Source organism: Wansuia hejianensis (genome assembly GCF_014337215.1).
GTDB lineage: Bacteria > Bacillota > Clostridia > Lachnospirales > Lachnospiraceae > Scatomonas > Scatomonas hejianensis.
Map to the genome: position 1 here is coordinate 1,091,131 of NZ_CP060635.1, position 25,257 is coordinate 1,116,387.

Annotated in this window: 28 protein-coding genes; 2 read left to right on the forward strand and 26 right to left on the reverse strand. The window is 51.1% G+C overall.

Annotated features, from left to right (window positions below):
* Position 1: 1 nt before the first annotated feature.
* From H9Q79_RS05015 to H9Q79_RS05030, 4 genes are all read right to left on the reverse strand, one after another.
* Positions 2-1,198, reverse strand: a complete 1,197-nt coding sequence (locus H9Q79_RS05015; RefSeq protein ID WP_118644410.1) for a type II secretion system F family protein — start codon at positions 1,196-1,198, stop codon at positions 2-4.
* A 26-nt stretch (positions 1,199-1,224) separates the two neighbouring features.
* A complete protein-coding gene (locus H9Q79_RS05020) occupies positions 1,225-1,989 on the reverse strand; it encodes a prepilin peptidase (protein WP_249329314.1) in 765 nt (254 codons plus the stop codon).
* A 109-nt stretch (positions 1,990-2,098) separates the two neighbouring features.
* The gene (locus H9Q79_RS05025; RefSeq protein ID WP_147371431.1) at positions 2,099-2,551 is read right to left on the reverse strand and encodes a hypothetical protein; all 453 of its coding nucleotides are present in this window, start codon (positions 2,549-2,551) and stop codon (positions 2,099-2,101) included.
* 50 nt (positions 2,552-2,601) lie between these two features.
* Positions 2,602-3,066: a prepilin-type N-terminal cleavage/methylation domain-containing protein gene (locus H9Q79_RS05030; protein WP_249329315.1), complete on the reverse strand. Its 465-nt coding sequence runs from the start codon at positions 3,064-3,066 to the stop codon at positions 2,602-2,604.
* Positions 3,067-3,361: 295 nt separating this feature from the next.
* Here H9Q79_RS05030 and H9Q79_RS05035 point away from each other — a divergent pair, with 295 nt between their 5' ends.
* Entirely contained in the window at positions 3,362-3,832 is a 471-nt protein-coding gene (locus H9Q79_RS05035; RefSeq protein WP_249329316.1) for a methylglyoxal synthase, read from the forward strand.
* 118 nt (positions 3,833-3,950) lie between these two features.
* Here H9Q79_RS05035 and H9Q79_RS05040 read toward each other — a convergent pair whose 3' ends face one another.
* From H9Q79_RS05040 to rsxC, 20 genes are all read right to left on the reverse strand, one after another.
* Positions 3,951-4,412 carry a GlcG/HbpS family heme-binding protein gene (locus tag H9Q79_RS05040; protein WP_118643757.1) on the reverse strand — a complete coding sequence of 154 codons (462 nt, stop codon included), beginning with the start codon at positions 4,410-4,412 and terminating at the stop codon, positions 3,951-3,953.
* A gap of 254 nt (positions 4,413-4,666) precedes the next feature.
* Positions 4,667-5,068, reverse strand: a complete 402-nt coding sequence (locus H9Q79_RS05045; protein ID WP_118643755.1) for a GerW family sporulation protein — start codon at positions 5,066-5,068, stop codon at positions 4,667-4,669.
* Between the two features lie 2 nt (positions 5,069-5,070).
* The gene (locus H9Q79_RS05050) at positions 5,071-6,105 is read right to left on the reverse strand and encodes a DUF2953 domain-containing protein (RefSeq protein ID WP_249329317.1); all 1,035 of its coding nucleotides are present in this window, start codon (positions 6,103-6,105) and stop codon (positions 5,071-5,073) included.
* A gap of 114 nt (positions 6,106-6,219) precedes the next feature.
* Positions 6,220-6,567, reverse strand: a complete 348-nt coding sequence (locus H9Q79_RS05055) for a hypothetical protein (RefSeq protein ID WP_249329318.1) — start codon at positions 6,565-6,567, stop codon at positions 6,220-6,222.
* A gap of 74 nt (positions 6,568-6,641) precedes the next feature.
* On the reverse strand, positions 6,642-7,094 hold the full coding sequence (locus H9Q79_RS05060; RefSeq protein ID WP_249329319.1) for an NUDIX hydrolase: 453 nt from the start codon (positions 7,092-7,094) through the stop codon (positions 6,642-6,644).
* Positions 7,095-7,170: 76 nt separating this feature from the next.
* Positions 7,171-8,649: a peptidoglycan D,D-transpeptidase FtsI family protein gene (locus H9Q79_RS05065; RefSeq protein WP_330596990.1), complete on the reverse strand. Its 1,479-nt coding sequence runs from the start codon at positions 8,647-8,649 to the stop codon at positions 7,171-7,173.
* The gene (locus H9Q79_RS05070; protein WP_249329320.1) at positions 8,567-10,030 is read right to left on the reverse strand and encodes an FtsW/RodA/SpoVE family cell cycle protein; all 1,464 of its coding nucleotides are present in this window, start codon (positions 10,028-10,030) and stop codon (positions 8,567-8,569) included. Before H9Q79_RS05070 ends, H9Q79_RS05065 begins: the two co-directional genes overlap by 83 nt.
* A 9-nt stretch (positions 10,031-10,039) precedes the next feature.
* Positions 10,040-12,268 (reverse strand): U32 family peptidase, encoded by a 2,229-nt coding sequence (locus tag H9Q79_RS05075; protein WP_249329321.1) that lies wholly within the window; start codon positions 12,266-12,268, stop codon positions 10,040-10,042.
* Positions 12,269-12,342: 74 nt separating this feature from the next.
* Positions 12,343-12,750 carry a cell division protein ZapA gene (locus tag H9Q79_RS05080; protein ID WP_118643749.1) on the reverse strand — a complete coding sequence of 136 codons (408 nt, stop codon included), beginning with the start codon at positions 12,748-12,750 and terminating at the stop codon, positions 12,343-12,345.
* Between the two features lie 102 nt (positions 12,751-12,852).
* Positions 12,853-13,857 (reverse strand): Holliday junction branch migration DNA helicase RuvB, encoded by a 1,005-nt coding sequence (ruvB, locus tag H9Q79_RS05085; protein WP_249329322.1) that lies wholly within the window; start codon positions 13,855-13,857, stop codon positions 12,853-12,855.
* A gap of 21 nt (positions 13,858-13,878) precedes the next feature.
* On the reverse strand, positions 13,879-14,487 hold the full coding sequence (ruvA, locus tag H9Q79_RS05090) for a Holliday junction branch migration protein RuvA (protein WP_118643747.1): 609 nt from the start codon (positions 14,485-14,487) through the stop codon (positions 13,879-13,881).
* 2 nt (positions 14,488-14,489) lie between these two features.
* Complete coding sequence (locus H9Q79_RS05095) at positions 14,490-14,981, reverse strand: Gx transporter family protein (protein ID WP_249329323.1); 492 nt, start codon at positions 14,979-14,981, stop codon at positions 14,490-14,492.
* 13 nt (positions 14,982-14,994) lie between these two features.
* Positions 14,995-15,351: a NusG domain II-containing protein gene (locus H9Q79_RS05100; RefSeq protein ID WP_118643745.1), complete on the reverse strand. Its 357-nt coding sequence runs from the start codon at positions 15,349-15,351 to the stop codon at positions 14,995-14,997.
* A gap of 560 nt (positions 15,352-15,911) precedes the next feature.
* Positions 15,912-16,859 carry an FAD:protein FMN transferase gene (locus H9Q79_RS05105; RefSeq protein ID WP_249329324.1) on the reverse strand — a complete coding sequence of 316 codons (948 nt, stop codon included), beginning with the start codon at positions 16,857-16,859 and terminating at the stop codon, positions 15,912-15,914.
* A complete protein-coding gene (locus H9Q79_RS05110) occupies positions 16,847-17,647 on the reverse strand; it encodes an RnfABCDGE type electron transport complex subunit B (RefSeq protein WP_118643741.1) in 801 nt (266 codons plus the stop codon). Before H9Q79_RS05110 ends, H9Q79_RS05105 begins: the two co-directional genes overlap by 13 nt.
* A 19-nt stretch (positions 17,648-17,666) precedes the next feature.
* Positions 17,667-18,242: an electron transport complex subunit RsxA gene (rsxA, locus tag H9Q79_RS05115; protein ID WP_118643739.1), complete on the reverse strand. Its 576-nt coding sequence runs from the start codon at positions 18,240-18,242 to the stop codon at positions 17,667-17,669.
* Between the two features lie 12 nt (positions 18,243-18,254).
* Positions 18,255-18,941 carry an RnfABCDGE type electron transport complex subunit E gene (locus tag H9Q79_RS05120; protein WP_118643737.1) on the reverse strand — a complete coding sequence of 229 codons (687 nt, stop codon included), beginning with the start codon at positions 18,939-18,941 and terminating at the stop codon, positions 18,255-18,257.
* Positions 18,941-19,561, reverse strand: coding sequence for an RnfABCDGE type electron transport complex subunit G (locus H9Q79_RS05125; RefSeq protein WP_118643735.1), 621 nt, complete (start codon positions 19,559-19,561; stop codon positions 18,941-18,943). Before H9Q79_RS05125 ends, H9Q79_RS05120 begins: the two co-directional genes overlap by 1 nt.
* Positions 19,558-20,529, reverse strand: a complete 972-nt coding sequence (locus H9Q79_RS05130; protein WP_249329325.1) for an RnfABCDGE type electron transport complex subunit D — start codon at positions 20,527-20,529, stop codon at positions 19,558-19,560. Before H9Q79_RS05130 ends, H9Q79_RS05125 begins: the two co-directional genes overlap by 4 nt.
* 15 nt (positions 20,530-20,544) lie before the next feature.
* Complete coding sequence (gene rsxC / locus H9Q79_RS05135) at positions 20,545-21,861, reverse strand: electron transport complex subunit RsxC (RefSeq protein ID WP_118643731.1); 1,317 nt, start codon at positions 21,859-21,861, stop codon at positions 20,545-20,547.
* A gap of 288 nt (positions 21,862-22,149) precedes the next feature.
* Here rsxC and H9Q79_RS05140 point away from each other — a divergent pair, with 288 nt between their 5' ends.
* Positions 22,150-23,226 (forward strand): ribonuclease H-like domain-containing protein, encoded by a 1,077-nt coding sequence (locus H9Q79_RS05140; protein ID WP_249329326.1) that lies wholly within the window; start codon positions 22,150-22,152, stop codon positions 23,224-23,226.
* Between the two features lie 97 nt (positions 23,227-23,323).
* On the opposite strand, the gene rpsA is transcribed toward H9Q79_RS05140, so the two are convergent.
* Together rpsA and ispH are read right to left on the reverse strand one after the other, a co-directional pair.
* The gene (gene rpsA / locus H9Q79_RS05145; protein ID WP_118643727.1) at positions 23,324-24,409 is read right to left on the reverse strand and encodes a 30S ribosomal protein S1; all 1,086 of its coding nucleotides are present in this window, start codon (positions 24,407-24,409) and stop codon (positions 23,324-23,326) included.
* Positions 24,390-25,241, reverse strand: a complete 852-nt coding sequence (ispH, locus tag H9Q79_RS05150) for a 4-hydroxy-3-methylbut-2-enyl diphosphate reductase (RefSeq protein ID WP_249329327.1) — start codon at positions 25,239-25,241, stop codon at positions 24,390-24,392. Before ispH ends, rpsA begins: the two co-directional genes overlap by 20 nt.
* Between the last annotated feature and the right edge of the window lie 16 nt (positions 25,242-25,257).

The window sequence follows — 25,257 nt, forward strand, 5'->3', positions numbered from 1 at the left end:
ATCACATGCCCGCAATGGCATCGTACGAGCCATAAAGCGCGCTGAACACCGCTATCATTACAAAGGCGACTATGGCTCCCATAATAATCAGCATCATCGGTTCCACATATCCGACCATTTTGGTGATGGCAACATCTGCATCATACTCCATCGCGTTCGATGTGGACGTCAGCATGGAATCCAGACTGCCCGTCTCTTCCCCGACCCGTATGGAATCCGGCAGCTTCTTCATAAAACCATCAATCATGTCCAGGCCGTCGCTCAGGTTATTGCCTGCCCGCACGAAGGGAATCACATCGTCAAACTGCACGTCGATATAATCATTCCCGATGGTCTTCCGGGCGATCTGTAACGCCGAGACAATCGGCACGCCTGCAGAATAGAGAGAGCTGAGTGTCCCCGCAAACCGCGAGGTATAAATCGTCTTCCAGAGGATTCCGACCAGTGGCATATGCAGCTTGCATTTATGCCACCAGATACGAACCTTTCTGATCCGCATCAGTCCACGAGCCCCGACCCAGGCGCCCAGAATCAGGATAATCGCCAATACCCAGTATTCCTGCAGAAAATTGCTGATCACATTCAGAATCTGGGTGGGAAGCGGCAGGCTTGGCATCTGATCAAATAATTCCTGCAGCTGCGGCATAACAAATTTCGTGAGAATCAGGACGACAGCGACGATCATAACCGCCAGTATTTTCGGATACATCATGGAAGTGGAAATCTTCGTATTCAGACGATGGCCTTTTTCATAATGCTCAGCCATCTTGATGGCTACGTGATCCAGATTACCGCTGCTCTCCGCAGACCGGTACATATAGACAATTAAAGGCGGAAAAGCCCCGTTGGCGTCCTCCATGGCTTCAGACAGCGCCCGGCCCTGGCGGATCTGACGAAGCATTTCCTCGTAGATTCTTTTTTCTCTCGGCTTAATAGACTCTGCATTAGAGATGATATTAAGAGCACGGACCAACGTGACTCCGGCCGCAACCAGCGTCCCCAGCTGTCTGGAAAACTCAGCGAGTACCTTATCGTTCAGGGGCCGTTCCATCTTCTTACGTTCTGCCAGACTAGCCGAGAGCATGAACAGTCCCTCACCCCGCAAAATCTGCTGCAGCTCTGTTTCATCTGCGGCAGCCAGCTGGCCGTTCTTTTTCTCTCCCTCATAAGTCTGTGCCTTGTATTTATATTGTGGCATGAACTCTTCCCCCCTGTCACTACCATTTACAGAAATCCCAGATACCAATCAATCAGCTGCTGTCCCCACAAAAGCCCTACAGCCATTCCCATACACAAAAACGGCCCAAAAGCGAAATGCTCTTTCCGTCCCTTTTTCCCTGTCAGCAGCAAATAAATCCCATATCCGCCGCCCAGCAATATGGCAACTGCCCCTGATACCAGCATAAGTTTCCAGCCCAGAAACAGCCCCGCGGCGGCCGTCAGCTTTATATCCCCGCCCCCAAAGGCCCCATCAATCAATAAAGCCATGAGGAACATCGGCACACTGATGCAGGCCATTCCAATCAGGCGGGACACCAGCGGTTCCCCATCCATGGTAAAATAAGACACCACAGCCAGCGCCGCCAGCGCGCTCCAACAGCCGTCCGGTATCTCCATAGTGTCCGCATCCAGCAGCGCTGTGACAACAAGAACACTGAAAAATCCAAAAGCAGTGAACGCAGCGGCAGGCTCCGGAAACCATGAGGCGCAGAGAAGTGCCGCACCTCCGCCCAACAGCTCTGTAAGAGTATCACGAATCCCGATTTTCTGTCCGCAATATCTGCACCTGCCCTTCAGGAACAGGTAACCAAATACCGGAACCAGATCTGCCGCCCCTAAACGGTGGCCGCAGGAAGGGCAGGCCGAAAACCCTTTTATAAAAGACATATGCCGGGGCACCCGGTATACGATTACATTCAAAAATGAAAACACGCTGGCTCCTGCTAAGAAAATCAGAAGCCCCAACAAACATTCCAATAAAATCAGCACAATTTACTCTTTCCGGCCCGGAGACCCTGTAATTCATCTAAAGCTATTTATCCCTTTTATACAGGAATTAGGACTCCGTCCAAAACCTACTGGATGGAATCCTCTGTTCTCATTGCTTATATTGATGAACGCATCTGTAGACTTCCCAGACGCCGTCATCAGCCGCCCTGTCGCGCCGGTACTGAATCTGGCAGCCTGCCGTCTGATAGATCAGGCCGCACACAGATTGATCTGTTCCGGCCCGGAGCCAGGCGACCTGACGAATCTCGCCTTCAGCGCCTGAAAAACTGAGCACCTCCGCTTCCGCCTGACGGCTCAGTCCGTTCAGCCTTCCAGAATCGGAGATCTGCTCTCCGCTTCCCAGATACTCTATGGACATAAATTCCAGATTATCCAAAATATTTTTTGCCTCCCGAAGAGCCTGGCGCTGTAAAACAGACTGCTCCCAGCACCAAATTGCAGGAAGGCCTGCGGCCAATACGACGGCCAGCGTAATCAATGCTGTACGCACCGCCCTCCAGAACTTTTGATAATAAGAGAGGGAGTTATAATCACTAGACATCTGACATAACCCCCTCTCACTTAATAATCTAAAGCATATTCAATTAATTATTACGGTGTTGACGTCGACGAACTGCTTGAACCGCCTGTAACTTTAGCCATTACCCAACCAGCATCCAATGTCCAGGTTGCTGTATAATTACCATCATTATAAATAAATTGATTTATGTTCTTCGTACTAGTATCTACAGTAAATGTTGCTTCACCCTTTGTTGGAGATGCACTAGATAACTTCACGGTCTTTCCTGCAACTGGCACACCACTGCCCCAATCAACTGTTGTTTGACTGATCTGGCTGTCTGCATAATCTGCCTGCAACTGTGACATAATTGTTGCTGCGTCTGCCTTACAATTTGCTTCTTTTGCCTTTTCTATGTACTTCATTAAGCTCGGCACCATAACTGCCGCCAGTATCAGAATGATTACAATAACTACGATCAGTTCAACCAGTGTGAACCCCTTTTTGCTCTTTGATTTCTCTCTTAATTTCTTTAGCACGTTATTTTCTCCTCCCATATTTCCTCCAGCCAGAAATCCCGGTTTTTCACATCTGGTCACAAACTTTCGACTGAAAGAGCACTTTAATTATTATATTATGACTATACGCTCATTTTGTCACTTTGTCAACGGATTCTTCTCCTTCCCAGCCTCCTTGTTTGCCCCCGGATTTAGCGTAATCAACGGAATAAAAAAGCGCTTCCACTAGTACATGTTCTGTGTATCCGAGTATCAATTGAATCCTATAAAAAAGCAAGAAAAACTTTACAGACTTCATCTATCAGTATATGATGAAAAAAAGGAGGAATATTACATGTCATCTGACTACATCACTTTTACAATCGGCAAAAAGAAGAATATCGCACTGATCGCCCACGACAACGAAAAGCCAAAACTCATCAGCTGGTGTCAGGAAAATAAAGAAATTTTAAGCAGGCATAACCTCTGCGGAACGGGCACTACGGCCCGGATGATCGCCGACCAGGCCGGGCTTCGGGTGAAGGCTTACAACAGCGGCCCCCTCGGAGGCGACCAGCAGATCGGCGCTAAAATCGTGGAAGGACAGATTGATTTCGTCGTATTCTTTTCCGATCCGCTGACTGCACAGCCCCATGACCCGGACGTCAAGGCGCTGATGCGGATTGCCCAGGTATACGACATTCCCATGGCCATCAATAAGGCGACGGCGGATTTCATGCTGAATTCCAGACTGATGTCTGATACTTACGACCATGAAGTCATTAACTTCCAGAAAAATGTCCAGGAACGCGCAAAGAGTCTTTGATCCTGAGGCTTCCTCATTTCCGGAGATATGAAAACGGTGCCCTACATCTCAGTAAGGCACCGTTTCTAATGATCTCTGAAATCTATGTAACATTGATAAAGGCCGGCGGCCGGCATCTTCACATTAATTCAGCGAAAGCTTTCAGCCCATATTCAGCCACGTCATGATCTTCATCGGCGGTTCCGCCGCTGATTCCCAGTCCGCCTACAATTCTTCCGCCATATTTCAGTGGCACCCCGCCTCCAAAGGCCACCAGATCGCCGCCCTTCAGGCTCTCCAGGCCATAAAACTGACCGCCCGGCTGCACAAGGCCGTTCAGCTCTTTCGTTGACATCTTCAGGGCAACTGCGGTATAAGCCTTCTGAGTGGCTACCGCATAGCTGGCCAGAAAGGCGTCTTCCATCACATGCACCGCCACAGGATTCCCATGGGGATCATAGACAGCAATCACACAGTTCAATCCCTTGGTTCTGGCATAGTCTTCAATTTTATCCATCAGTTTCTTCGCCGTGTCCAGGGAAATGCTCCCGGCTCCCTTAATCCGGTTCAAAACACTTTTTACAATTTCCTGTTCGTTCATCTCATCAACCTCATGGTTTGTTTGTTTCGTTTCTATTTGTATTATAGACCTCTCCGCCTCAAATGTCAACAAAACCAACAAGAAATATTGTTGGTTTTGTTGGTTTTCCTTTAACAGGAACAAAAAAGATTATAACCAATCAGAAGCAGTAGAAGCGCTAGTATCACTGCGCAAAATGCGTTGGGGATCAAAATTCCCAGCAGAATACCGATTCCAACCCAGAACAAAAGAAACCCCAGCAAACGGCCCATCTGTTACTCCTGATTTTCATCCTCTTGGTTTAATATATGCTCCAATTCCTCCTCAGAACACTCATCGCCGTCTTTTTTTGTGAATTTCGCTGCGATGTCCGGTATCATGTCCAGAATCTTCGTAATTGCATCCTGATTCTTGACATTGACCAGCTTGGTGCCGTTCTTGTTGATTACCAGAATGGCGCTCGGCGTGATTTTGGCGCCCATACCGCCTCCGCCGTTGTTCTTGGCATTCTCCGCAAACGCTCCGGCCGCTATCCCGAAGGATACGTCTGCCAGCGGGAGCAAAATATTTTCACCGATGTGAATCGCATCACCGATCACCGTCTTTGTCGTAAGAAAACTGTCCATTCCTTTGAACAGCGACTCCACAGTTGACTGGAAATTGTTGTTATCTGCCATCTCTAAGCCTCCTTATGCTGAAACTTTTTAATCACTCTTTTCACATACTTATCCCGGTAAATCTTCAGGCCATGCACGATCAGCACGATCAGGAAGATCCTTCCCTTTACCTTAACGTCCGCCTCCAGCCTGGCTTCTTCAAAATCCGGAATCACGGCCAGCTTCTTCGGGAGCACCGGATAAAACATGCCGGCAACACCCAGAACCTGTCCCGTCAACGCAGGATCATCAAAGCCAAATTTCACATAGCCGGTAATCTTCTTAGGACGTATATGCTTTAAAATGACCAGACCCTCGGTCTTGATCACGCGAAAAGCCTCTTTAAAAGTTCTGGACGTTAAAAACCCATACCATTCTTTGATTTTACCACAGATGCGGCGGATTGTGAAACAGATTTTTTTCAGGCCTTCCCAGATCTTTCCCGGAAGGGATAGCAGGAAACGCAGTGCCTGTACAATCTTCCCAATCACTTTTGCTATCACCCGAATGATCTTCCCGATCAGGCGTTCTGCCTTCTCCCATAAAAGATCTGTCGACTCCTGGCCATGCTGCGGCCCCAGCTCCTTCTCAGAACGCAAGCGTTCTTCTCTCTGACGCTCTTCCTCTCTCAGCCGCCGCTCCGCAGCCAGCCGTTGTTCCTCCGCCCTCCGCTGCTCTTCCGCTTCCGGATTCCCGGACCGCTGGCCGGGAGGCCTCGTGGGCTTCTTCTTCGCGCCTGTATAGCCGGCAGCAGCGGCCTTTCCCGCCTTAGCTGCCTTTCTGCGCCTCAGGTAATCCCTCAGTTTCATAACTGGGATTCCGAGGATATAAATCTCGTAGGAAACCTTCTCGCCCGCATACGAAACCCTGACATATACCAGACGGCACAGCCAGGAGATCCCCGCCTGTCCGGATATGCCGTCTGCCTGCTTCCTGACTGCTCCCCGATAACAGATCGGTGTAAACAGCAGGCACAGGATCAGGACAACTACAATTCCCAGTATGACCAGAAGGATGATACCGATTGTGGATAGTATGGTCAACAATATATGTAGCATATTCCCTCACTCACGCTCATCGCTGCTTTTATACCCGCGAACAGCCAGCCGGAAGCAATTGCGCATTCCCTTGGCCGCTGCCGCGAGGGGCAAATACCCTGCAGCATCTCCAGGTTACAGATTTGACGCCCCGCTGGACTGCCGCGGGGTGTTTGATTGAAGAAAATGCCGGAAATCACAGTCTCCGGTATTTTCAAAGGCTTCTTCCGCTATTTCCCGGACAATTTCCAGCGCCTCCTGATATCCGAAGGCAACGCCGATAATCTCCGGCAGCGTGTTCCGAACCCGCTTTTGTACCAGATATCTGGACTCTATGATGTCCAGCTGGTCTTTCTCATTGGCAGCGTAGGTAATCAGATAAAGCCCAGGCAGAAAACGTCCTCTGTTCACCTGATGCCTAATCTTTCTCTCTCTTCCTTTAGCAGTTTCTCCGACATAAAGATTTTTATACCAGTTCGCCATGAATTTATAACACTCCGTTTTAAAAAGACAGGGGTACTGCCGCAGCTCTGCGGACAGCTACCCCTTTTTTAAGTTTAGTAATATTTTCGGTTCCCCCATAAATTGGCTTTTTTCAAATCCAGATATTCGTTATAGGCCCTCTCCAGAATCTGCCTTTCATTGGAAAACTTCAGCAGATGGTAGGCCTCATGATATTTGTAATAACCGGAATCCACGAAATACTCTTCCCTCTGCGGCTTGCTGTAATAGCTGCCGGCCATCATCAGATACCAGTGTACTTCCTTCTCTACCGTGTCCTCCGGGACATTGAAGCTATACTGGCTCTTGCCGATATATTTGATGATGGACGCCTGAACACCTGATTCTTCCAAAACCTCCCGTATGGCGGTATCCTTGTACTCCTCTCCCGCCTCTACGGTACCTTTCGGCAAAACCCATCCCTCATACTTATTCTTGTAGCTCTTGTATAAGGTCAGAATCTTGCCCCGATATATTACCACCCCGCCACAGCTCGTTGCCTCAATCATTGCAATTCCTCCTGTAATGCGTAGTGTCTATTTGGACTGCTATCAGTATACCTCTTTTTGTGTTTTCACGCAACCATCAGCCGAAATAAGTTTCAAAAATTGACCTGGCTACCGGAGTTGCCGGAGCGCTCCCGTCACCGCCGCCCTCCACAATCACTGCTACCACAATATCCGAATTGCCCGTGTTGGAAAAGCCGACAAACCAGGAATGAGCCGTTCCGTCCGCCGTGCTGCCGTATTCTGCCGTTCCAGTTTTTCCGGCAATATCATAGGGAAGACCCGCTAATTCGCCCGCCGCCGTACCTCGCTGAACGACTCCCTTCATCAGTTCCGTCAGCTGGTAAGCTTCCTCAGCCGTCATGACCTGGCCCAGAGATTCCGGCGCTATCTCTTTAACAATCGTTCCGGTATAGCTCTCCACACGCTCTACAAAAGAAGGCTCCATCATCCTGCCGCCATTGGCCACCGCCCCGGCAATCATCGCCATATGAACTGGCGACACCAGCGTATCTCCCTGTCCGATGGAAGTCTGCATAGTCAGCCCGTCAGCCGTGCTGTTCTCCAGGCTGAAGGAACTTTTCACAGAAGGCAGCCCCAGCGAAAATGCCTCATTAAAACGCAGTTCATCCGCTGCTGATTTGAGTGAGGTTTTCCCCAGCAGCTGCGTACCGATCTCTGAAAAGGCGCAGTTACAGGAATTTGCAAAGGCGTCTGCAAAATTCTCCTGCCCGTGAGCAGTGTTCCCACTGCAGTGAATCGTATAACCGCCCTGGGTATACTCTCCCGTACAGTTAAAGGAAAAATCATCAAAGGTTCCGCGTTCCCTCAGATAAGCAAGGGAAGTTACAATTTTAAAAGTAGACCCCGGAGGATACTGGCCCTGAAGCGCGCGGTTCAGGAACGGGCTTCCGCTCCCTTCGCTGTTCAGGGCTTCCCAGTCCGCTGCTATAGTATTCGGGTTGAAATCTGGCTTGCTGACATCTGCCAGGACCTTCCCTGTCTCCGTATTCATGACGATCACAGCCCCCCGGTTGCCGCCCAGGGCATCGCTGGCCGCCTGCTGAAGCCTCATATCCAGACTGGTCACCAGATTGTCGCCTATGTTTTTTTCACTGGAAAAATCTTTCTGCAACTGCTCCAGAATATCTGCATGTGAGGAGAGCAGCGTATAATTCTCAGAGGCCTCCAGACCACTGCTGCCATAGTCAGAATAGCCGACCACCTGGGCAAACAGGTTGTTATACGGATAAACCCTGGATTCATTGCCTTCTTCATCCACATCTGTTCTCGCCAGAACCGTCCCGTCTGAAGCCAGAATTGACCCTCTTACAATATGCTCTTCATATTTATCCTGCCTCTTATTGTAAGGACTATTCAAAAAATCTTCACTTTTATATACCTGGAAATAGATCATATAGCCGATCATTCCCAGAAACAGTCCCAGAAACAGATACGATACGATTACATAGGGCTTACCAGTTGAGGCTTTTCTCCGTCTGTTCTTCGATTCTTCTTTCGAGATCGTCTGCTTCCTCCGGCTCTCTTCCCGTTCCATTTCCTTCCCGGTCGGACGGGCCGTCTTTCTTCTTGGGTCGTTTTGGAGTTTTTTGTCTTTTTTCTTCTTCAAGCTGCTCATCCTCGTCTTTTCTTAAGATATATAATCCCTGTATGATGGCAAGCATCATAATCGTACACATGACCGAGCTGCCTCCATAGCTGACCAGCGGCAGTGTGATGCCAGTCATCGGAATGAACTTTGTCGTCCCGCCTATGGTCAGAAATACCTGAAACGCGTATTCCGTACCGAGGCCGATGGCAATCAGCTTATAAAAAGGCTTGCTCATCTTCATGGCGATATTTACAATCAGCAGATAGGTTCCCATGCAGAGAAGGATCAGACAGATGGCGAAAAGAATCCCCATCTCCTCACAGATGGCAGCAAACGTGAAATCCTCCTTTGCCAGGGGGATCATCCCCGGTGAACCGCCGAATAATCCCGTGCCAAACCAGCCGCCCGCGCAGACGCCAAACAGCGCCTGCACGATCTGATACCCTGTGTTCTGATAATCGGCAAAGGGGTCCTGCCAGACATTAACCCTCACGCGCACATGAGAAAACAGCTGATAGGCCACGACTGAAGCCAGGCTCATGCCGCCCAGCCCCAGCAGCGCATATCTGGCCTTCCGGGTAGCCACATATACCATCACGATATAAGCGACGAAATAGATCAGCGCCGCTCCCAGATCTTTTGACAGCACGAGAATCACCACATGGATGCCGGCAACCACTGTCACCCGGAAAACCTGCCTGAAGGTGGTAACCTCCTGAAGCATGCCCGCAATGAAAAATACAAAGGTGATCTTAACAAATTCAGAAAACTGAAAGGTAATCCCGCCAATATCAATGGACAGTTTGCCTCCGCCGCTGACCTGCGCGAACAGAAAGACTGCCGCCAGCAGCAGCACACCCAGGATGCCATAGACCCATGTCAGATCCTTCACCAGCTTTACCTTCTTCACAATCACAGGGATTATGAAGGAAAGGGCGGTGGACGCCGCCACGATGATGAGCTGTTTAACCGCCGTTGATACGCCCAGCCTGGCCTGAATGATAAAGCCTATAGACAACAGCATACACATGGTGTTCACCAGTACCAGTGACGCCTTCTTATAGATCAGACGGTACAGACCCTGTACCAGCAGCACATACAAAACCACGCCTGCGTACAGCAGGATCATATAAATATCGTTCGTCTGCAGGAACATGACCAGATAGGCAGCAAAATTAAACAGCAGCAGAAGCAGAATCTGCTTCCGCATGATGCGCCTTCTCGCGTCTTCATTCCTTTTCTTCAGTACCATAAAGGTCTCCATGGTAAAAAAGATCATCAGAAATAACAGCAAATATTTGGAAATTTCAACAATTATCTTAATCATAGCTACCCCTTATTCCACGCCGCGTTTGTAATGGCCCCTCGTATATTCTGATATTTCTTCATCTGCTTTTTTCCCGTATACATAAGCATCCACGAACCGAAGTGCCGCAGAACGGGTTTCCTTTTCGTCTTCCACGGTAAAACAGAGCCTGTAGGAAGCGCAGCCGGCCTTCTGCACAGCCTCCGCCTCAGTCAGAAGGCTTGTAGGCAGGCTGTTATAGATAACATTATAGCAGGAATCACAGCAGCATGCCACAGGAAACTGCTTTCCCATGCGGTCCCTGAGGCTCAGCATGGCATGGCTGTGTGTGCAGCGGTCCAGATTCTTCTTCAGGCACTGGGCGGAAATCATCATGGGAGCGCGGCCGTACAGGATCATCTCACTTCCGGCATTTTCCCTGCGGCGGATCTCTTTCTGGTTTAATTCCAGCGGCACGGTATCGTGGAAAACTCCCTGTTTTTCCCAGAACTGCAGGGCGCAGCCATTCATCGTGTACATGCCGGCGTCCAGAATCACTTTGTCCTCCAGCCCCCGCTCCTTCAGGAGGCCGAAATCCTCCAGATTCCGTACCAGAAAACCGTCCACCCCATCTTCCGCCAGCTTCTTCAGGTTTTCCATATAATAACCGTCCTCCCCTGCCCTGGTGATATGGGGTAAGGCCAGACGAACGCCTTTTCCTTTTTTCAGAAGATCCGCAGTCGTTTTGGACGTTTCTTCGTAAAAACGCACCCCTGCAAACAGGCTCACCGGCAGATAGATGCCGTAAATCCCCGGCATCTCTTCCAACACCCGCAGTTGAGCGAACGTCTCTACAGACCCCCACAGCTCTCTCCGTTTTTCTCCGGAATCCTGCTCCTGTCCTGTTCCCGCGGCTCTGCCTCTCATCCGGCTGCCTGCTTTTCTCTCAGGCGCGGGAACATCCCTCCGGTATGCGTCCAGCACAGCTTTCTCCAAACGTCCAAGGGCTTCTCTGCGTAGTTCATTCAGCACCTGCATGGGGATGAACAACCGGTCTTCCATCTCTATCTCCAGCTTCTGGAAACAAAACGGGCTGTTGCCTGTCTTCTCCATCTGGACTCTGACACGCTCCTCAGTGACCGGCTGGTTTTTAGCCGCCTGGATTCCCTCTTTTTCCACTTCAGCGGCAAAGCTTCCATATACCAGCGTGAGACGCGCAGGACGCCCCTCTTCCAGCTTAAGCCGGCCGTCAATCCCCGTCTGAAGTTTCTCTGAGATCCATCTATCCCGGATTTTCTGATAGAGCGGCTGTATATGATCCTGTCTGTCGGATGTCAGCTTCTCGTTCCTCAAAGCCATCATATCTCTGCCGTTCCGTTCCAGGTAATAGCTTTGGTTAAACCCATCCCTGTTAAACAGGTCAAAAAGCAGCTTCAGATCTGCCTTTTGTACCTGATAATTCTCAGGGTTTTCCCGATAAAGATCCAGGTATTTTCTGTAAACGCTCACTACCCCTGCCGTATACTCCGGTTTTTTCATCCTCCCTTCAATTTTCAGAGAGGTTACTCCGGCCCGTATGATTTCCGGCAGCAGCTCCAGGGTGCACATATCCTTTGTATTTAAAGGATAGGCTGTTTTATCACTGTTTAAACGTTTTCCTTTTTCAAAAACTTCGTAGGGCAGCCGGCAGGGCTGGGCACATCTTCCTCTGTTGCCGCTCCTGCCTCCGATGAGGCTGCTCATGAGGCACTGCCCGGAATAACAGTAGCACAGGGCACCATGCACAAAGCTCTCGATCTCAATGTTCGTCTGCTTACGGATATCTGAAATTTCTGCCAGCGATAGCTCTCTGGCAGTGACGACTCTCTTCACCCCCAGCTCTTCCAGCACGCGCGCGCCTGATGCGCCGGTAACGGCCATCTGCGTGCTGGCATGGATGTGCAGCAGCGGAAAGGCCTCCCGTATCAGCTCTAACACCCCGAAATCCTGAACGATCACTCCATCCAGCCCTTCCCGGTAATAGGGCAGCAAGTACCGGAAGAGCTGCTCCTCTATTTCGCTGTCCTTCAGAAGGGTATTGACTGTCAGATACAGCTTTTTCCCCTGCAAGTGCGCCAGATCAATCGCCCGGCACATCTTCTCCTCATCCAGATTGTCCGCATAGGCCCTGGCTCCAAACTGAGAGCCGCCGATATATACCGCATCTGCTCCCGCTGAAAAGGCTGCCTCCAGAGCTTCATAAGAGCCCGCGGGGGCCAGTAATTCAATATCCATATCCATTATGATTCTCCCTGATTTTTTTGCCTCAAGGATAAAAGGGGCACTGCAGGACTTGCAGCACCCCCATTCATCCATTATTTCAGTAAATCTTCCAGCTCCGTATTCAGCTTCTCTACCTGAAGACTCAGCTCGGACTTGTCTTTTTGGAGCTGTTCCATTTCCTGCTTCATCTTATCAATCTGGATCTGGGCAGCGATCAGGTCATGCTTCACATCGTAAGCCTCCCTGTCCTTGGACTCCATGTCATCTTCCATGGCATCCGCCTGGGCTTTAGCCTTGAAGTAGTCATCCGCAATATTCAATGCCAGCAGCGTGCTCCTGGTATCCGGTGGCTGGCGGTTATACCCCGGAAGGGAACCCAGCTCTGTCAGCTTGTTATTCAGATATGAAGCTACTCTCTGCAGATACTCTTCACTCTCATACCCGCTCAGGGTAATGATTTTCCCATCTATCAAAACTTTGACCGTATTTTTTGATGCCATCGAAAGTATTCTCCTCCATTCATCATTTCATCCGGTGCGCATTCCATGCGCCCGGCCTTTTCCATAATATTAACTCGAAATTTGGCGAAAAACAACCTTTTTCTAGGATTCTTCCGGACAGGGCAGCCTCAGATGGCGATAAGCCGCCTCAGAGGCCGTTCTTCCCCGGGGCGTCCGGTTCAGAAATCCGTTCTTAATCAGGTATGGTTCGTAGACATCTTCAATAGTCCCGCTGTCCTCCCCGATGGCCGCGGCCAGCGTATCCAGCCCCACCGGGCCTCCGGCAAATTTCTCTATCACCGTAATCAGCAGCAGACGGTCGGTCTGGTCCAGGCCGTACCGGTCCACTTCCAGCAGATCCAGCGCCAGGGAGGCCACTTCTTCTGTGATCTTCCCGTCATACTGTACCTGGGCAAAATCCCGTACCCGTTTCAGCAGCCTGTTGGCGAGACGCGGGGTCCCCCTGGATCTTCTGGCCATCTCCATGGCTCCCTCCGGCTCAATCTTCACATTCAATATCCGCGCGGAATGGAGAATAATTTTCTGCAGCTCAGCCTCCGTATAAAATTCCAGGTGGTGGATCACCCCGAACCGGTCTCTCAACGGCGCAGTCAGAAGCCCCGCCCTGGTGGTAGCCCCCACCAGCGTGAACCTGGGAAGATCCAGGCGGATGGATCTTGCGGAAGACCCTTTCCCGATCATAATATCAATGGCAAAGTCCTCCATAGCCGGGTAGAGTACCTCCTCCACCTGCCGGTTCAGCCTGTGTATCTCATCGACAAACAGCACGTCGCCCTCCTGGAGGTTATTCAATATAGCCGCCATCTCACCCGGCTTTTCAATAGCCGGTCCTGAAGTCACCTTCATGTGCACGTCCATCTCATTGGCAATAATGCCGGCCAGCGTAGTCTTACCCAAGCCCGGAGGTCCGTAAAACAACACATGATCCAGGACATCACCTCTCTGCTTCGCCGCTTCTATATAAATTTTCAGATTTTTCTTGGCCTTCTCCTGGCCGATATAATCATCCAGAGTCTGGGGGCGCAGCCCGCCCTCGATCCTCCGATCTTCTTCTGTAACATCCGTCTCAATAATTCTCTTTTCCATGTTCTCCTCCAACAGCTCCGGTTAAAAGATAAATTTCAGAGCCGCCTTCAGAACTGCTTCTGCATCCATCTGGTCCGCTCCCTCAACCTTCTTGACAGCCTGCAGAGCCTCCGTACCGGAATACCCCAAAGCCACCAGGGCCTGGACCGCCTCCGCCCCGGCGCCGCCGTCTCCCTTAGCCGCAGCCTCTTCCTGGACATGAGACATCTTCTTATCAAAGGCATCCTCCAGCTGAAACTTATCCTTCAGCTCCAGAATCAGCTTTTGAGCGGTCTTTTTCCCGATCCCCGGGGCTTTCGCGATAAAAGCCGCGTCATCCGACAGCACCGCAAACCGCAGGTCATCCGCTGACAACGCTGACAAAATCCCCATCGCCGCTTTCGGACCGATGCCGTTCACATTCAGCAGCAGCCGGAAAACCTCCAGATCATCTCTGGTGAAAAAGCCATATAGCTGCATGGCGTCTTCCTTTACATGAAGATAGGTATAGATTTTCACCTGATCTCCCGTGTGAATTCCCTGTCCCAGCAGCGCTGCCGGCACATAGATCCGGAAGCCCATGCCGCCGTGATCCAGAAGAAGGCTGGCCTCTTCAATCTCTTCAATTACTCCTTTTATGTATCCAATCATGTCTACTCCTTTATATGCGGCAGCCTCTTCCTGATCTCACCCGCCAAAATCCCGATCAGCGCCCCTGTCGCCAGTCCGGAGACCAGCAGCGCCGTGAGATAATAGAATATCCTAAAATTACTAACCACGAAAGACGCCACAAATAGCTGTCCCACGTTGTGAAAAACGCCGCCTGCTATGCTGACTCCTGTCAGGCTAAATTTTCCTGTTTTCTTCAACAGGCCCATGACCGTCAGGCTCAGTACACCTCCGGCCGCTGAAAAAGCAATGCTGAATAAATTGCCGAAGAGAAACCCAGTCAGCAGCACCCGGACCGCCATCACTCCGGCCGCTTCTCTCCATCCGTACAGGCAGAGAACAAGAACCGTCACCAAATTCGCAAGCCCCAGCTTCATTCCAGGAACCGTCACAAATACAGGGATCAGGCTTTCCACATAAGAAAGCAGCATGGCCGCTGCGGCAAATATACCCAGATAAGCTACCTTTTTCATCATACCCCTGCCCTCGTCAGGACGCAACCGAATCCACCGGAGCATCCTTCTGTCCATCCGTTACCGAAAGAAATACTTGGTTCGGCAGGCAGACAATGTTCCCTCCGTCCTTACCAATGGAGCTGTGGTGTACACAGATCTGATCCGGACAATCCGCCCAGATCATAGAAGCCCTTCCATCCTCAATCCTGCAGGTATTCCCTTCCCCGATCTCAATGGTCTGATCCTCCGACAGACTGTATGTCCCGTACAATTCTCCTCCGACGGTGATCTCCAACATCCCACCACCTGTAGCAAAAAAACCGCGAAACAGAAAAAACAGCGCGGCAGCCCCCAGAACAATCCCTATTAAAATGAAATCATTTTTCCTCATAATGATTAATCATACCACACATACAACTCCTTTGACAAGAGAAGTTGCTTCCAATTGGCCGGGGAAGGGGGAGCGTTTTGGATACCCGGACGAAAGGGTGGGGGAGGCGGGACGGTTTTAGACAGTAATTACTGTCTAGTTGCGGCCGACTGGCGCCAGTATTTATTGAAGACAGAAATCTACCGCCTGAGACCATCGGGGTTCCCACCTCTGGCGAGAGCCATTGTACCGTCTGGAACAGCCAGAAAAGCAGCGGGAAAGCTCCGGCGGTTGCGGCCTGCCGGGCAGACCTCTGCAGGGTTGTTAGTGATTCTTGACTTCCGAAGGCCGCTCTCCAGGGGGCGTCCGCTGTGCTTCAAACACGGCGGGCGAGGGGAACGGAGGATGGAAGGCATCAAGCCTTCCACCGGACTTTCCCCGGTACCCCTGGAGAGTGGCCTCCGGAAGTCTTAGAATCACTTCAACCCGAAGCCCAGTCTGCCCGGCAGGCCGCAACCGCCGGAGCTCTCCCGCTGCTTTTCGTCCGGGTATCCACACCCCTCGCCATAAAAACCGTAATTTTATGGCACAAAGTATGCTTCTACATCCGGATACTCTTTCAGCAGTTCCCTGGCTTTTTCTTCTCCCAGCAACATGCATACCGTGCTGAGCGCGTCTCCTGTCAGGGAGCGGTCGCTAACGATTGTCACCTGCGACAGATCGGTGTCTGCCGGATAACCGGTGTCAGGGTCCAGGATGTGATGGTAGCGGGTCCCGTCTTTTTCAAAATAGCGCTCATAGGTCCCGGAAGACACCACCGAACGGTCCGTCACTTCCAGTATTTGTCCGGTGACGCCACGGTCAGCGAAGGGCTTTTGGATGCCCACGCGCCAGCCAGTCCCACCAGGACGGCTGCCCAGCGTGTTTACGTTACCTCCCAGATTGATGACAGCCTGGCTCACACCCCGTTTCCGGAGATAAGCTTTTAATTCATCCGCCGCATATCCCTTTACCAAAGCTCCCAGATCGATTTCTGTATCCGGGCGGTCAAAAACCACCTGGTTTCCGGACAGATGCACGGCAGAGGCGTCTACCCGTTCCAGGGCCGCGTCCAGTTCTTCCTGTCCGGGCAGTCTGTCCATTCCGTTTTTGAAATCCCAGAGCTCCAAAACGGGCGCGATGGTGATATCCAGCTTTCCCTCTGACAGCCGGTAATATTCCAGGCCGCATCCGATCACTGCCGCCAGCTCTTTTGACACCGTAACCGTGCTGCTGTCTCTGTGGTTTACCTGATACAGTTCACTGCCCTCCAGCGTCCGGCTGAAAATGCCTTCCAGCTTCTGACATAGCTCCATACAACCATTCAGGATTTCTTCACCTGCCCTGGTGTTATCTGCCGCCAGGGTAATGGTGATGGCCGTATCAAAATAAATTCCGTTTTTTGTGACCATAGAAGGACTGCTGCCTGCGCAGCCTGTCATTTGCGACAGGATGCACAGGCAGCAGATCAGGCTGGTCAGTTTTCCCATTCGGCGATACATCCCTTTGGACATTCCTCCATACATTTTCCACAATTAACACAGAGCTCATAATCTATATGCGCAATATTGTCAACTACCTTAATAGCTCCCGCGGGACAATTTTTCTCGCATTTCCGACAGCTGATGCATCCGGCGTCACAGCCTTCCATCACAGCCTTTCCCCTGTCCCTGTTAGCACAGCGCACATGATAATCAGAACCTTCGTAAGGCACTAGCTCGATCAGGTTATTCGGGCACACCTTGGCACAGGCCCCACAGGCCTTGCACAACTCTTTGTCTACGACTGCCACTCCGTCAACAATATGAATGGCGTCAAACTGGCAAGCCTTCACGCAGGAGCCATATCCCAGACAGCCGTAATTACAGTGCTTCGGACCGCCGTTTGGCACAAAGGCCATCATAGTGCAATCCTCTACCCCCGTATATTCGTAGTCCCTTCGGGTCTTATCACAGCTTCCCCCGCATTTCACAAAAGCGGTCATCCGCGCCGCATCGGCCACCTCTTCTCCCATGATCTTCCCTATCTTTTTCGCAACCTCCGCGCCTCCGACAGGACAGGCCGTCACCGGAGCCTGTCCATTCACAATGGCCTCGGCTACGCCGTCGCACCCCGGATACCCACAGCCGCCGCAGTTGTTCCCCGGAAGAGCCTCCCGGACTGCTGTGATACGTTCATCCGTCTTTACTTCAAATTTTTTTCCGGCGATCCCGAGGAGCAGACCGATCAAAAGGCCGGCTCCTCCCACTACCAGGACGGAAAGTACAATTGAATTCATCTCTTCTGTCCTCCCCTTTCTATATGATTCCGGAAAAACCGAAAAATGCCATTGACATCAGCATGGCGGTCAGCAGGACAATCGGCATCCCCTGAAAAGCTTTCGGAACATCGTTATGTTCCATCTTTTCTCTCAGGCCCGCCATCAGAACAATCGCGAGCGTAAAGCCCACGGCCGTAGCAAATCCATTCACCGTACCCTGCAGAATGGAATAATCCTTCTGCACATTAATCAAAGCAACACCCAGTACCGCACAGTTGGTGGTGATCAGCGGCAGGTAGACGCCCAAAGCCTTGTAGAGGGAAGGAATGCTTTTTTTGAGAAACATTTCCACCAGCTGGACCAGGGCGGCAATCACTAATATAAATACAATCGTCTGAAGATACTCCATTCCCGTGGGAATCAGAATAAATTTATAGATTAAACTGGTACAGAGCGACGACAAAGTCAGGACAAATATAACAGCCCCGCCCATGCCTCCGGCAGTGGACATTTTCTTGGATACGCCCAGAAACGGGCAAAGTCCCAGAAATTGGCTCAGAACCACGTTGTTCACAAGAGCCGCGCCTACGGCGATGATTAATAATTCTCTCATATGCGCACCCCCTTATAAACCTTTCCCTGCACAGGAAGAATTCCCGCAGCCACCGCAGCCCGCTTCCCCGCAGCCACCGGACGGCGCACCCGATTTTTTCGGTTTGCCGCTCCGGATCTTATTCAGAAGCGCCGTCAGCATCGCCAGTACCAGGAAGGCCCCCGGTGCCAGGATGAAAATGTTAACCGGCTCGTATCCGGAAGGAAGTACCTGGAAACCGAGCAGTGTACCCGCACCGATCAACTCCCTGACCGCACTGATACTGGTCAGCCCGATCGTAAAACCAAACCCCATCCCAATACCATCAAACATCGAGGGCAGTACCTGATTCTTCCCGGCAAAAGCCTCCGCGCGGCCCAGAATAATACAGTTTACAACAATCAGCGGAATATAGATGCCCAGCGCGTCATACAGTGTCGGAATATATGCCTGCAGCAAAAACTGTACAATTGTGACGAAGGACGCCACAATGCCGATGTATGCCGGCATGCGCACCCCGTCCGGAATAAACTTCCGTAGAGCAGAAATCATCACATTAGAGGCCGTCAGGATCACCATGGTTGTAAGCCCCATCCCAATGCCGTTAATCACCGCCGTAGTCACGGCCAGCGTCGGGCACATACCGATCATCATGACAAAGGTAGGGTTTTCTTTCACCACACCGTTGTACAGACGTTCAATTGGAGAATTTGTTTTCATCAGGACTGACCTCCTTCCGTCAGAATCCGGAACGCACAGAGTCCGGCATTCACGCCATTTGTCACCGCGTTCGTTGTAACTGTCGCCCCGCTCAGGGCGTCAATCTCATTGTCAGCTGTGGCTCCGGTCTTAGAATACGCGATGGATTCCACGTTCTTTCCCGCAAATTGACTTTTAAAATCATCGGTATTTGCCCGCATGCCCAGGCCTGCCGTTTCGCTGATGCTCAGAAAGGAAATGCCCTGCATGGTGCCGTCTGCGGCCACACCCAGCGTAAACTGAATATCGCCGCCGTAGCCTTCCCCTGTCGTAACAGTAAACACATAGCCCAGCGTATTGCCAGATCCGTCCAGCGCGTTATAAAGCTCATCAATGTGCTCTTCTTCCAGACCTGCATCAGCCAGAGCTGAAGTAAATTTCTCCTCCAGGCCGGAAGTTTCCAGTTCCACCGCTTCAAATGTCTGTGCGTCCTCAAACACATCCGCGCAGGCCTCTTGTTTCTTCTGCTCCTCCTGACGCGCTATGGGTTCCGCGGTTACAGAATGCACCAGCCCCAGGACGACGCCCAGAACTACCGTAATCAGCGTGAGGGAAAGGGTGTTCTTAACAATTTTATTCATGGCCTGTTCCCTCCCTTCTTCTTCACAATTCCAAAACCTCCGGGCAGCGTCAGCCGCTCAATCAGCGGAACCAGCAGATTGGAGAATATGATCGCGTAGGAAACCCCTTCCGCAGAGCCTCCGAAGATCCGGAATAATCCCGTCAGGATGCCCAATATAATTCCATAGACATACTGCCCTTTCTTCGTAATGGGCCGTGTGACGTAATCTGTAGCCATAAACCAGGCGCCCAGCATCAACCCGCCGCCGCACAGCTCCGCCGCCAGGAAAGAGAAATCCAGTCCGTGTCCGCTGAAGATCAGGGCAAACGCCGCGAAGCTCCCGATATAGGTGAGGGGAATAATCAGGTCGATGATCCCCACCGCCACCAGGAAGATTCCTCCGATCAGCAGCAGCAGCGCAGACGTCTCGCCGATAGTCCCCTTTGTATTCCCAAGAAACATAGAGAGAGTATCCGCCGCCCCCGTTACTTTCAGCTCGGCCAGCGGCGTAGCTCCAGAGACCGTATCCACAATCTTCCCCACCGTACCGTCCGACACTGCGAAGTCAGTCATGCGGGCGGCAAATGAAATCATCAGAAAACATCTTCCTGCCAGGGCCGGATTCATGAAATTCTGTCCCAGTCCCCCGAACAGCTGCTTTACAATGAGAATTGCAAACACGCTGCCCAGCACAGGCATCCACAGCGGCACCTGCGGCGGCAGGTTCATGCCAAGAAGCAGGCCCGTCACTACTGCGCTCCCGTCACTGACTGTGACTGCCCGGCGCATTAATTTTTCATAGATATATTCAGTCAGCACGCTGGCCGCAATTGATACCGCAAGCACCGCCCCTGCGTAAGGACCGTTCAGCCAGATGCCGAAACAGGCGGCCGGAAGCAGGGCGACCACAACCAGGAACATGATAGAGCTTGTCTTCGCCTTTGAACGGATATGCGGCGAAGATGACACATGTAATAACTTTTCCATTGTATGTTCCTCCCCTTAACCCTTTTTCCTTTTTGCCAGTATGATTTTTCTCATGGATTTGATGGATTGTGTCAGCTGGCGCTTGGCCGGACAGACGAAGCTGCAGCATCCGCACTCACAGCATTCCATACCGTTGTACTGCAGGAACTTGCTCTCTTCCCCATGATCCGCAAACACAGCCAGCCTGGCCGGAACCACCTGGCCGGGGCACACGCTCGCACACCGTCCGCAATTGATGCAGGCAGTAGGCTCCATCGCCGAAACTTCGTCCTTTGTCAAAGCCAACAGTGCCGACGAAGTCTTAATGACAGGTATTTTCAGATCAAAGAGGGCGTTTCCCATCATCGGCCCTCCGATAATCAGCTTTTCCGCCTCCGCGGCCAGGCCGCCTGCGGCCTCCAAAAGCTCCGTGAACAGAATACCCGTAGGCGCATAAAAGTTCTGGGGATTGGCCACCGCATTACCCGTCACCGTAATGATACGGTTCATAAGGGGTTCCCCCAGAGCCACAGCCTTGTATATTCCCACGACTGTGTCTATATTATCCACGATGCATCCCACATCTGCGGGGAGCATGGAGGAATTGATTTTCCTGCCTGTCGCCGCGTAAATCAGCATACGTTCTGCGCCCTGTGGATATTTGGTCTTCAACAGCTTTACTTCTATATTCGAGTCCGCTCTGCAGCACTCACGCAGCAGGTCTGCGCAGTCGCGCTTATTGTCCTCCACACAGATATAGCCCTTCGCTCCCGGAAACAGCTTCAATATGATGCGCAGGCCCTCGGCGATCTTCTCCGGTTCTTCCATCATCCTCCGGTAATCGCTGGTCAGGTAAGGCTCACACTCCGCTCCGTTTACCAATATGTAATCAATTTTGTCCGGTTCCTTCGGGGACATTTTCACATGTGTCGGAAAACCCGCGCCGCCCATGCCTACAATGCCGCCCTTCTTAATCCGTTCCAGAATCTCTTCCCCGGAAAGCTTCTGCCATTCCGCCGGCTCATAATCCATCTCTTCCAGCTGGTGGTCATTCTCCACTGCGATGCAGTCTGCCAGATTACCCGCCGGCATCCTCATCCGTTCCATACCTGTTACGGTACCAGAAACGCTGGAATACACCGGTGCGGACACAAAACCGCCCGCTTCTGCAATCATCTGTCCCCTTAAAACCCGGTCGCCCTTCTCTACCAGCGGCCTGGCCGGCGCCCCGATATGCTGAGACAAAGAAAAATACAGCATGTCTCCCGCCCGCACCGGGACAATCGGTTTATCCTTGGACAGAGCCTTTCCATCATCTGGATGGATGCCGCCTTTAAACGTCAACAATCCCATCCTTTTCCCTCCTTGATACTTTTGTATTCATTCTTATAAAATCAACACTCCAGAGTACACTGCAATCTATGCCACTGACGGGAAAAAGAACAAAGCTAGCGTTGTTCTGCAATGTACACTCCAAAGCATGTTGCAACTCATGCCCCTGGCGGGGCGGGGGAACAGTTTGCACTGTTCCACAACGTATACTCCAGAGTATCCCGTAACTCATGCCCCTGGCGGGGCGGGGGAACAGTTTGCACTGTTCCACAACGTATGTTATTATAGCACAATAAGGAGAATTGTTAAATGGTCATTCAAAAAGAACTGATATTCCCTGAAAATATTAAATTCCATGTATTATTGGAACAACTGAACCATTCCGTGTTTTTTGATATTGAAACTACAGGGCTGTCCTGGAGAACTTCCCATTTATATCTGATCGGGGCGGCATTCATGGAAAACGGCTGCTGGACTCTCCAGCAATGGTTCCTGCAGAAGCCTTCAGAAGAGAAGGAACTGCTCCTGCAGTTTTCATCCTTTCTTTCTGGCTTCACACAGGTCATCCATTACAACGGACAGGGCTTTGACCTGCCCTATCTTGCTCACAAATATGAAGATTACCGGCTGCCCGATCCCTTTGCCCATATGGAAAGCCTGGATCTGTACCGCATGGTCCGGCCTTTCCGCAGCCTGCTTTCTCTGTCCTCCCTGAAACAAAAGGATGTGGAAAGGCTGCTGGAAATCCCCAGAAAAGACTGCTGCAGCGGCAAAGAGCTGATCAGCCGCTATCAGGAATATCTGGGCAGTGGATCAGAGGAGCTCCTGAGACTCCTTCTCCTTCACAATCACGACGACGTATGTGGACTTCTGCCGTTGTATTCTGTGACAGCTTATTCTTCTCTGAGAAGCGGCGGATTCACAGTGTCCAATCCTGTTTTTGAAGAACAACGGCTGATTTTGCCGCTGCAGCTCATCATACCTCTGCCCCGGCCGCTGTTTGCAGGACATGAGCGCTATGCTCTGGAAGCCAAAGGTTGCAAAGCTGCTCTCACAGTCTGCGGCAAAGAAGGAACCATGAAACATTTTTATGATAATTACAAGGACTATTACTATCTACCTCTGGAGGATGAAGCCATACATAAGAGTGTCGGCGTCTATGTGGACCCCGCTCACCGTCAGAAGGCCAGGCCGTCCAACTGCTATCAGAAAGCCGCCGGGCTTTTCTTCCCGCAGCCGTACCCACGCTTCAGCCCTGCCTTCTACGCCGGATACCGCCAAAGACCAGCTTATTTTTTACCGGATGACTGCTGGCCGGACAGCGGGCAGAAGCTGAAGGATTATGCCAGTGATCTTCTGGAGGAAATCATCACTCAAGCCAGATGATAAACAGGCCTGTTCCTGTCAACCCGTCAAAAAGAGGATGTCGGAGCCGCCTTTCAGCTTTACCGTCATCCTCTGATTTCTGGCTTATTCTATAAAATTATTCTTCCGGAGCTTCTTCTTCCACCGGCGCGGAATTCTCAAGAGCCTTCATGCTCAGGGAAATCTTCTTGTCCTCACCGTTGAAATCCACAACCTTCGCCTCAATGATCTGCCCTACAGAGAGAATATCTGAAGGCTTCTCCACATGATCTCTGGAAATCTGGGAAACATGGAGCAATGCATCCACACCAGGCTCCAGCTCAACGAACGCGCCGAAATCTGTCATACGCGCTACCCTACCTTCTACAATGTTGCCGACCGCATACTTATCAGCAGCGTCCAGCCAGGGATTCTCCTCTTCAAACTTCAGGCTCAGGGCGATCTTGTCCCCGTTGATATCCTTAATCAGGACTCTGATCGGCTCGCCAACCTTGAACACCTTCTTCGGGTTGTCCACACGTCCCCAGGACATCTCTGAGATGTGAAGCAGGCCATCCGCGCCGCCCAGATCAATAAACGCACCGAAATCTGTCACGTTCTTAACGGTTCCTTCCACAACGTCGCCCGGCTGAATGCGTGCGAACAGCTCTTCCTGGAGCTTCGCCTTCTCAGCCATAATCAGCTGCTTCCTGTCACCAATGATTCTTCTTCTTCTCGGATTGAACTCAGTGATTACGAATTCAATCTCCTGATCCGCATATTTGCTCAGATCCTTCTCATATACATCCGAAACCAGGCTGGCCGGGATGAAGACCCTTGTCTCTTCCACAACCACGCTGAGACCTCCATTGAGTACCTGAGTCACCTTCGCCTTCAGGACCTCATGGTTCTCAAAGGCCTCTTCCAGTCTCTTATTGCCCTTCTCTGCCGCGAGTCTCTTATATGTTAAAAGAACCTGGCCCTCTCCGTCATTCACCTTCAGGACTTTTACTTCCATCTTATCACCGGTTTTCGCCACGGTAGTCAGGTCAACGGAAGAGTCATTGGAATACTCATTCTTGGTCAGGATACCGTCGGCCTTATAACCGATATTGAGAATGATCTGATCCTCTTTCACATCGATTACTGTGCCCTCAACTACTTCTCCGTTCCTGATTGTCTTAAATGATTCATCCAGCATTTGTTCAAAACTTAATTCTGACATGTTTTTGAACCTCCTCAATTATTTTATTTGGGGTAGATGCCCCTGCTGTAATACCTACGTGACGAAATGATTGAAAAGGCTTAACATCCAAATCAACGAGTGTCTCAATAAAGTAAGTATTCTTGCATTTCTTTTTGCAAATATTGTACAACTTCTGTGTATTAGAACTATGTCTGCCACCGATGACAATCATAGCATCTACCTTTTGCGCAATCTGCCGCGCTTCTGACTGCCTTTCTTCTGTCGCATTACAGACTGTATTTATAACATTACTATCATAACGCTTTTTAGAAAAAATTTCAACTAAATCTTCAAATTTGATGTAATTAAATGTCGTCTGAGCCACCAAAACCGCCCTTTTTTCATCAGGAATCGCCAATTTGTCCACATCCTCGGGTGTTTCCACCACATAGACAGGCCCTTCCGCCCATCCTTTGATGCCGTCCACCTCCGGATGGGAGTCGTCTCCTGCTATTACGATGACTGCCCCCCTCCTGCTTTCCTCGGCTACGATTTTATGTATTTTCTTTACAAACGGACAGGTGGCGTCCACACATGCCAGCCCCTGGCTCTCGATCTTTTCCTGAATTCTTCTGGGCACTCCATGAGAACGGATGACCACCGTCCCTTCTCTGATAGCCTCCAGCTCCTCTTCCGAATGAATCACCTGCACTCCCTGGGCCTCCAGATCCCTGACGACCTGGTCATTGTGGATGATCGGCCCGTAGGTGTAGACCGGCTTCCTGCCTTCCCGGACCTGCCGGTAGACCTGCTCTACCGCCCGCCGGACTCCAAAACAGAATCCGGCGCTTTTTGCAACGGTCACTTCCATACAATCTCTCCTGTGT

Bases quoted from the DNA above. Each gene is read 5' to 3' on its own strand.
- H9Q79_RS05015 (WP_118644410.1), bottom strand. From the start codon at position 1,198: ATGCCACAATATAAATACAAGGCACAGACTTATGAGGGAGAGAAAAAG.
- H9Q79_RS05025 (WP_147371431.1), bottom strand. From the start codon at position 2,551: ATGTCTAGTGATTATAACTCCCTCTCTTATTATCAAAAGTTCTGGAGG.
- H9Q79_RS05030 (WP_249329315.1), bottom strand. From the start codon at position 3,066: ATGGGAGGAGAAAATAACGTGCTAAAGAAATTAAGAGAGAAATCAAAG.
- H9Q79_RS05035 (WP_249329316.1), top strand. From the start codon at position 3,362: ATGTCATCTGACTACATCACTTTTACAATCGGCAAAAAGAAGAATATC.
- H9Q79_RS05040 (WP_118643757.1), bottom strand. From the start codon at position 4,412: ATGAACGAACAGGAAATTGTAAAAAGTGTTTTGAACCGGATTAAGGGA.
- H9Q79_RS05045 (WP_118643755.1), bottom strand. From the start codon at position 5,068: ATGGCAGATAACAACAATTTCCAGTCAACTGTGGAGTCGCTGTTCAAA.
- H9Q79_RS05050 (WP_249329317.1), bottom strand. From the start codon at position 6,105: ATGCTACATATATTGTTGACCATACTATCCACAATCGGTATCATCCTT.
- H9Q79_RS05055 (WP_249329318.1), bottom strand. From the start codon at position 6,567: ATGGCGAACTGGTATAAAAATCTTTATGTCGGAGAAACTGCTAAAGGA.
- H9Q79_RS05060 (WP_249329319.1), bottom strand. From the start codon at position 7,094: ATGATTGAGGCAACGAGCTGTGGCGGGGTGGTAATATATCGGGGCAAG.
- H9Q79_RS05065 (WP_330596990.1), bottom strand. From the start codon at position 8,649: ATGGAACGGGAAGAGAGCCGGAGGAAGCAGACGATCTCGAAAGAAGAA.
- H9Q79_RS05070 (WP_249329320.1), bottom strand. From the start codon at position 10,030: ATGATTAAGATAATTGTTGAAATTTCCAAATATTTGCTGTTATTTCTG.
- H9Q79_RS05075 (WP_249329321.1), bottom strand. From the start codon at position 12,268: ATGGATATGGATATTGAATTACTGGCCCCCGCGGGCTCTTATGAAGCT.
- H9Q79_RS05080 (WP_118643749.1), bottom strand. From the start codon at position 12,750: ATGGCATCAAAAAATACGGTCAAAGTTTTGATAGATGGGAAAATCATT.
- ruvB (WP_249329322.1), bottom strand. From the start codon at position 13,857: ATGGAAAAGAGAATTATTGAGACGGATGTTACAGAAGAAGATCGGAGG.
- ruvA (WP_118643747.1), bottom strand. From the start codon at position 14,487: ATGATTGGATACATAAAAGGAGTAATTGAAGAGATTGAAGAGGCCAGC.
- H9Q79_RS05095 (WP_249329323.1), bottom strand. From the start codon at position 14,981: ATGATGAAAAAGGTAGCTTATCTGGGTATATTTGCCGCAGCGGCCATG.
- H9Q79_RS05100 (WP_118643745.1), bottom strand. From the start codon at position 15,351: ATGAGGAAAAATGATTTCATTTTAATAGGGATTGTTCTGGGGGCTGCC.
- H9Q79_RS05105 (WP_249329324.1), bottom strand. From the start codon at position 16,859: ATGGGAAAACTGACCAGCCTGATCTGCTGCCTGTGCATCCTGTCGCAA.
- H9Q79_RS05110 (WP_118643741.1), bottom strand. From the start codon at position 17,647: ATGAATTCAATTGTACTTTCCGTCCTGGTAGTGGGAGGAGCCGGCCTT.
- rsxA (WP_118643739.1), bottom strand. From the start codon at position 18,242: ATGAGAGAATTATTAATCATCGCCGTAGGCGCGGCTCTTGTGAACAAC.
- H9Q79_RS05120 (WP_118643737.1), bottom strand. From the start codon at position 18,941: ATGAAAACAAATTCTCCAATTGAACGTCTGTACAACGGTGTGGTGAAA.
- H9Q79_RS05125 (WP_118643735.1), bottom strand. From the start codon at position 19,561: ATGAATAAAATTGTTAAGAACACCCTTTCCCTCACGCTGATTACGGTA.
- H9Q79_RS05130 (WP_249329325.1), bottom strand. From the start codon at position 20,529: ATGGAAAAGTTATTACATGTGTCATCTTCGCCGCATATCCGTTCAAAG.
- rsxC (WP_118643731.1), bottom strand. From the start codon at position 21,861: ATGGGATTGTTGACGTTTAAAGGCGGCATCCATCCAGATGATGGAAAG.
- H9Q79_RS05140 (WP_249329326.1), top strand. From the start codon at position 22,150: ATGGTCATTCAAAAAGAACTGATATTCCCTGAAAATATTAAATTCCAT.
- rpsA (WP_118643727.1), bottom strand. From the start codon at position 24,409: ATGTCAGAATTAAGTTTTGAACAAATGCTGGATGAATCATTTAAGACA.
- ispH (WP_249329327.1), bottom strand. From the start codon at position 25,241: ATGGAAGTGACCGTTGCAAAAAGCGCCGGATTCTGTTTTGGAGTCCGG.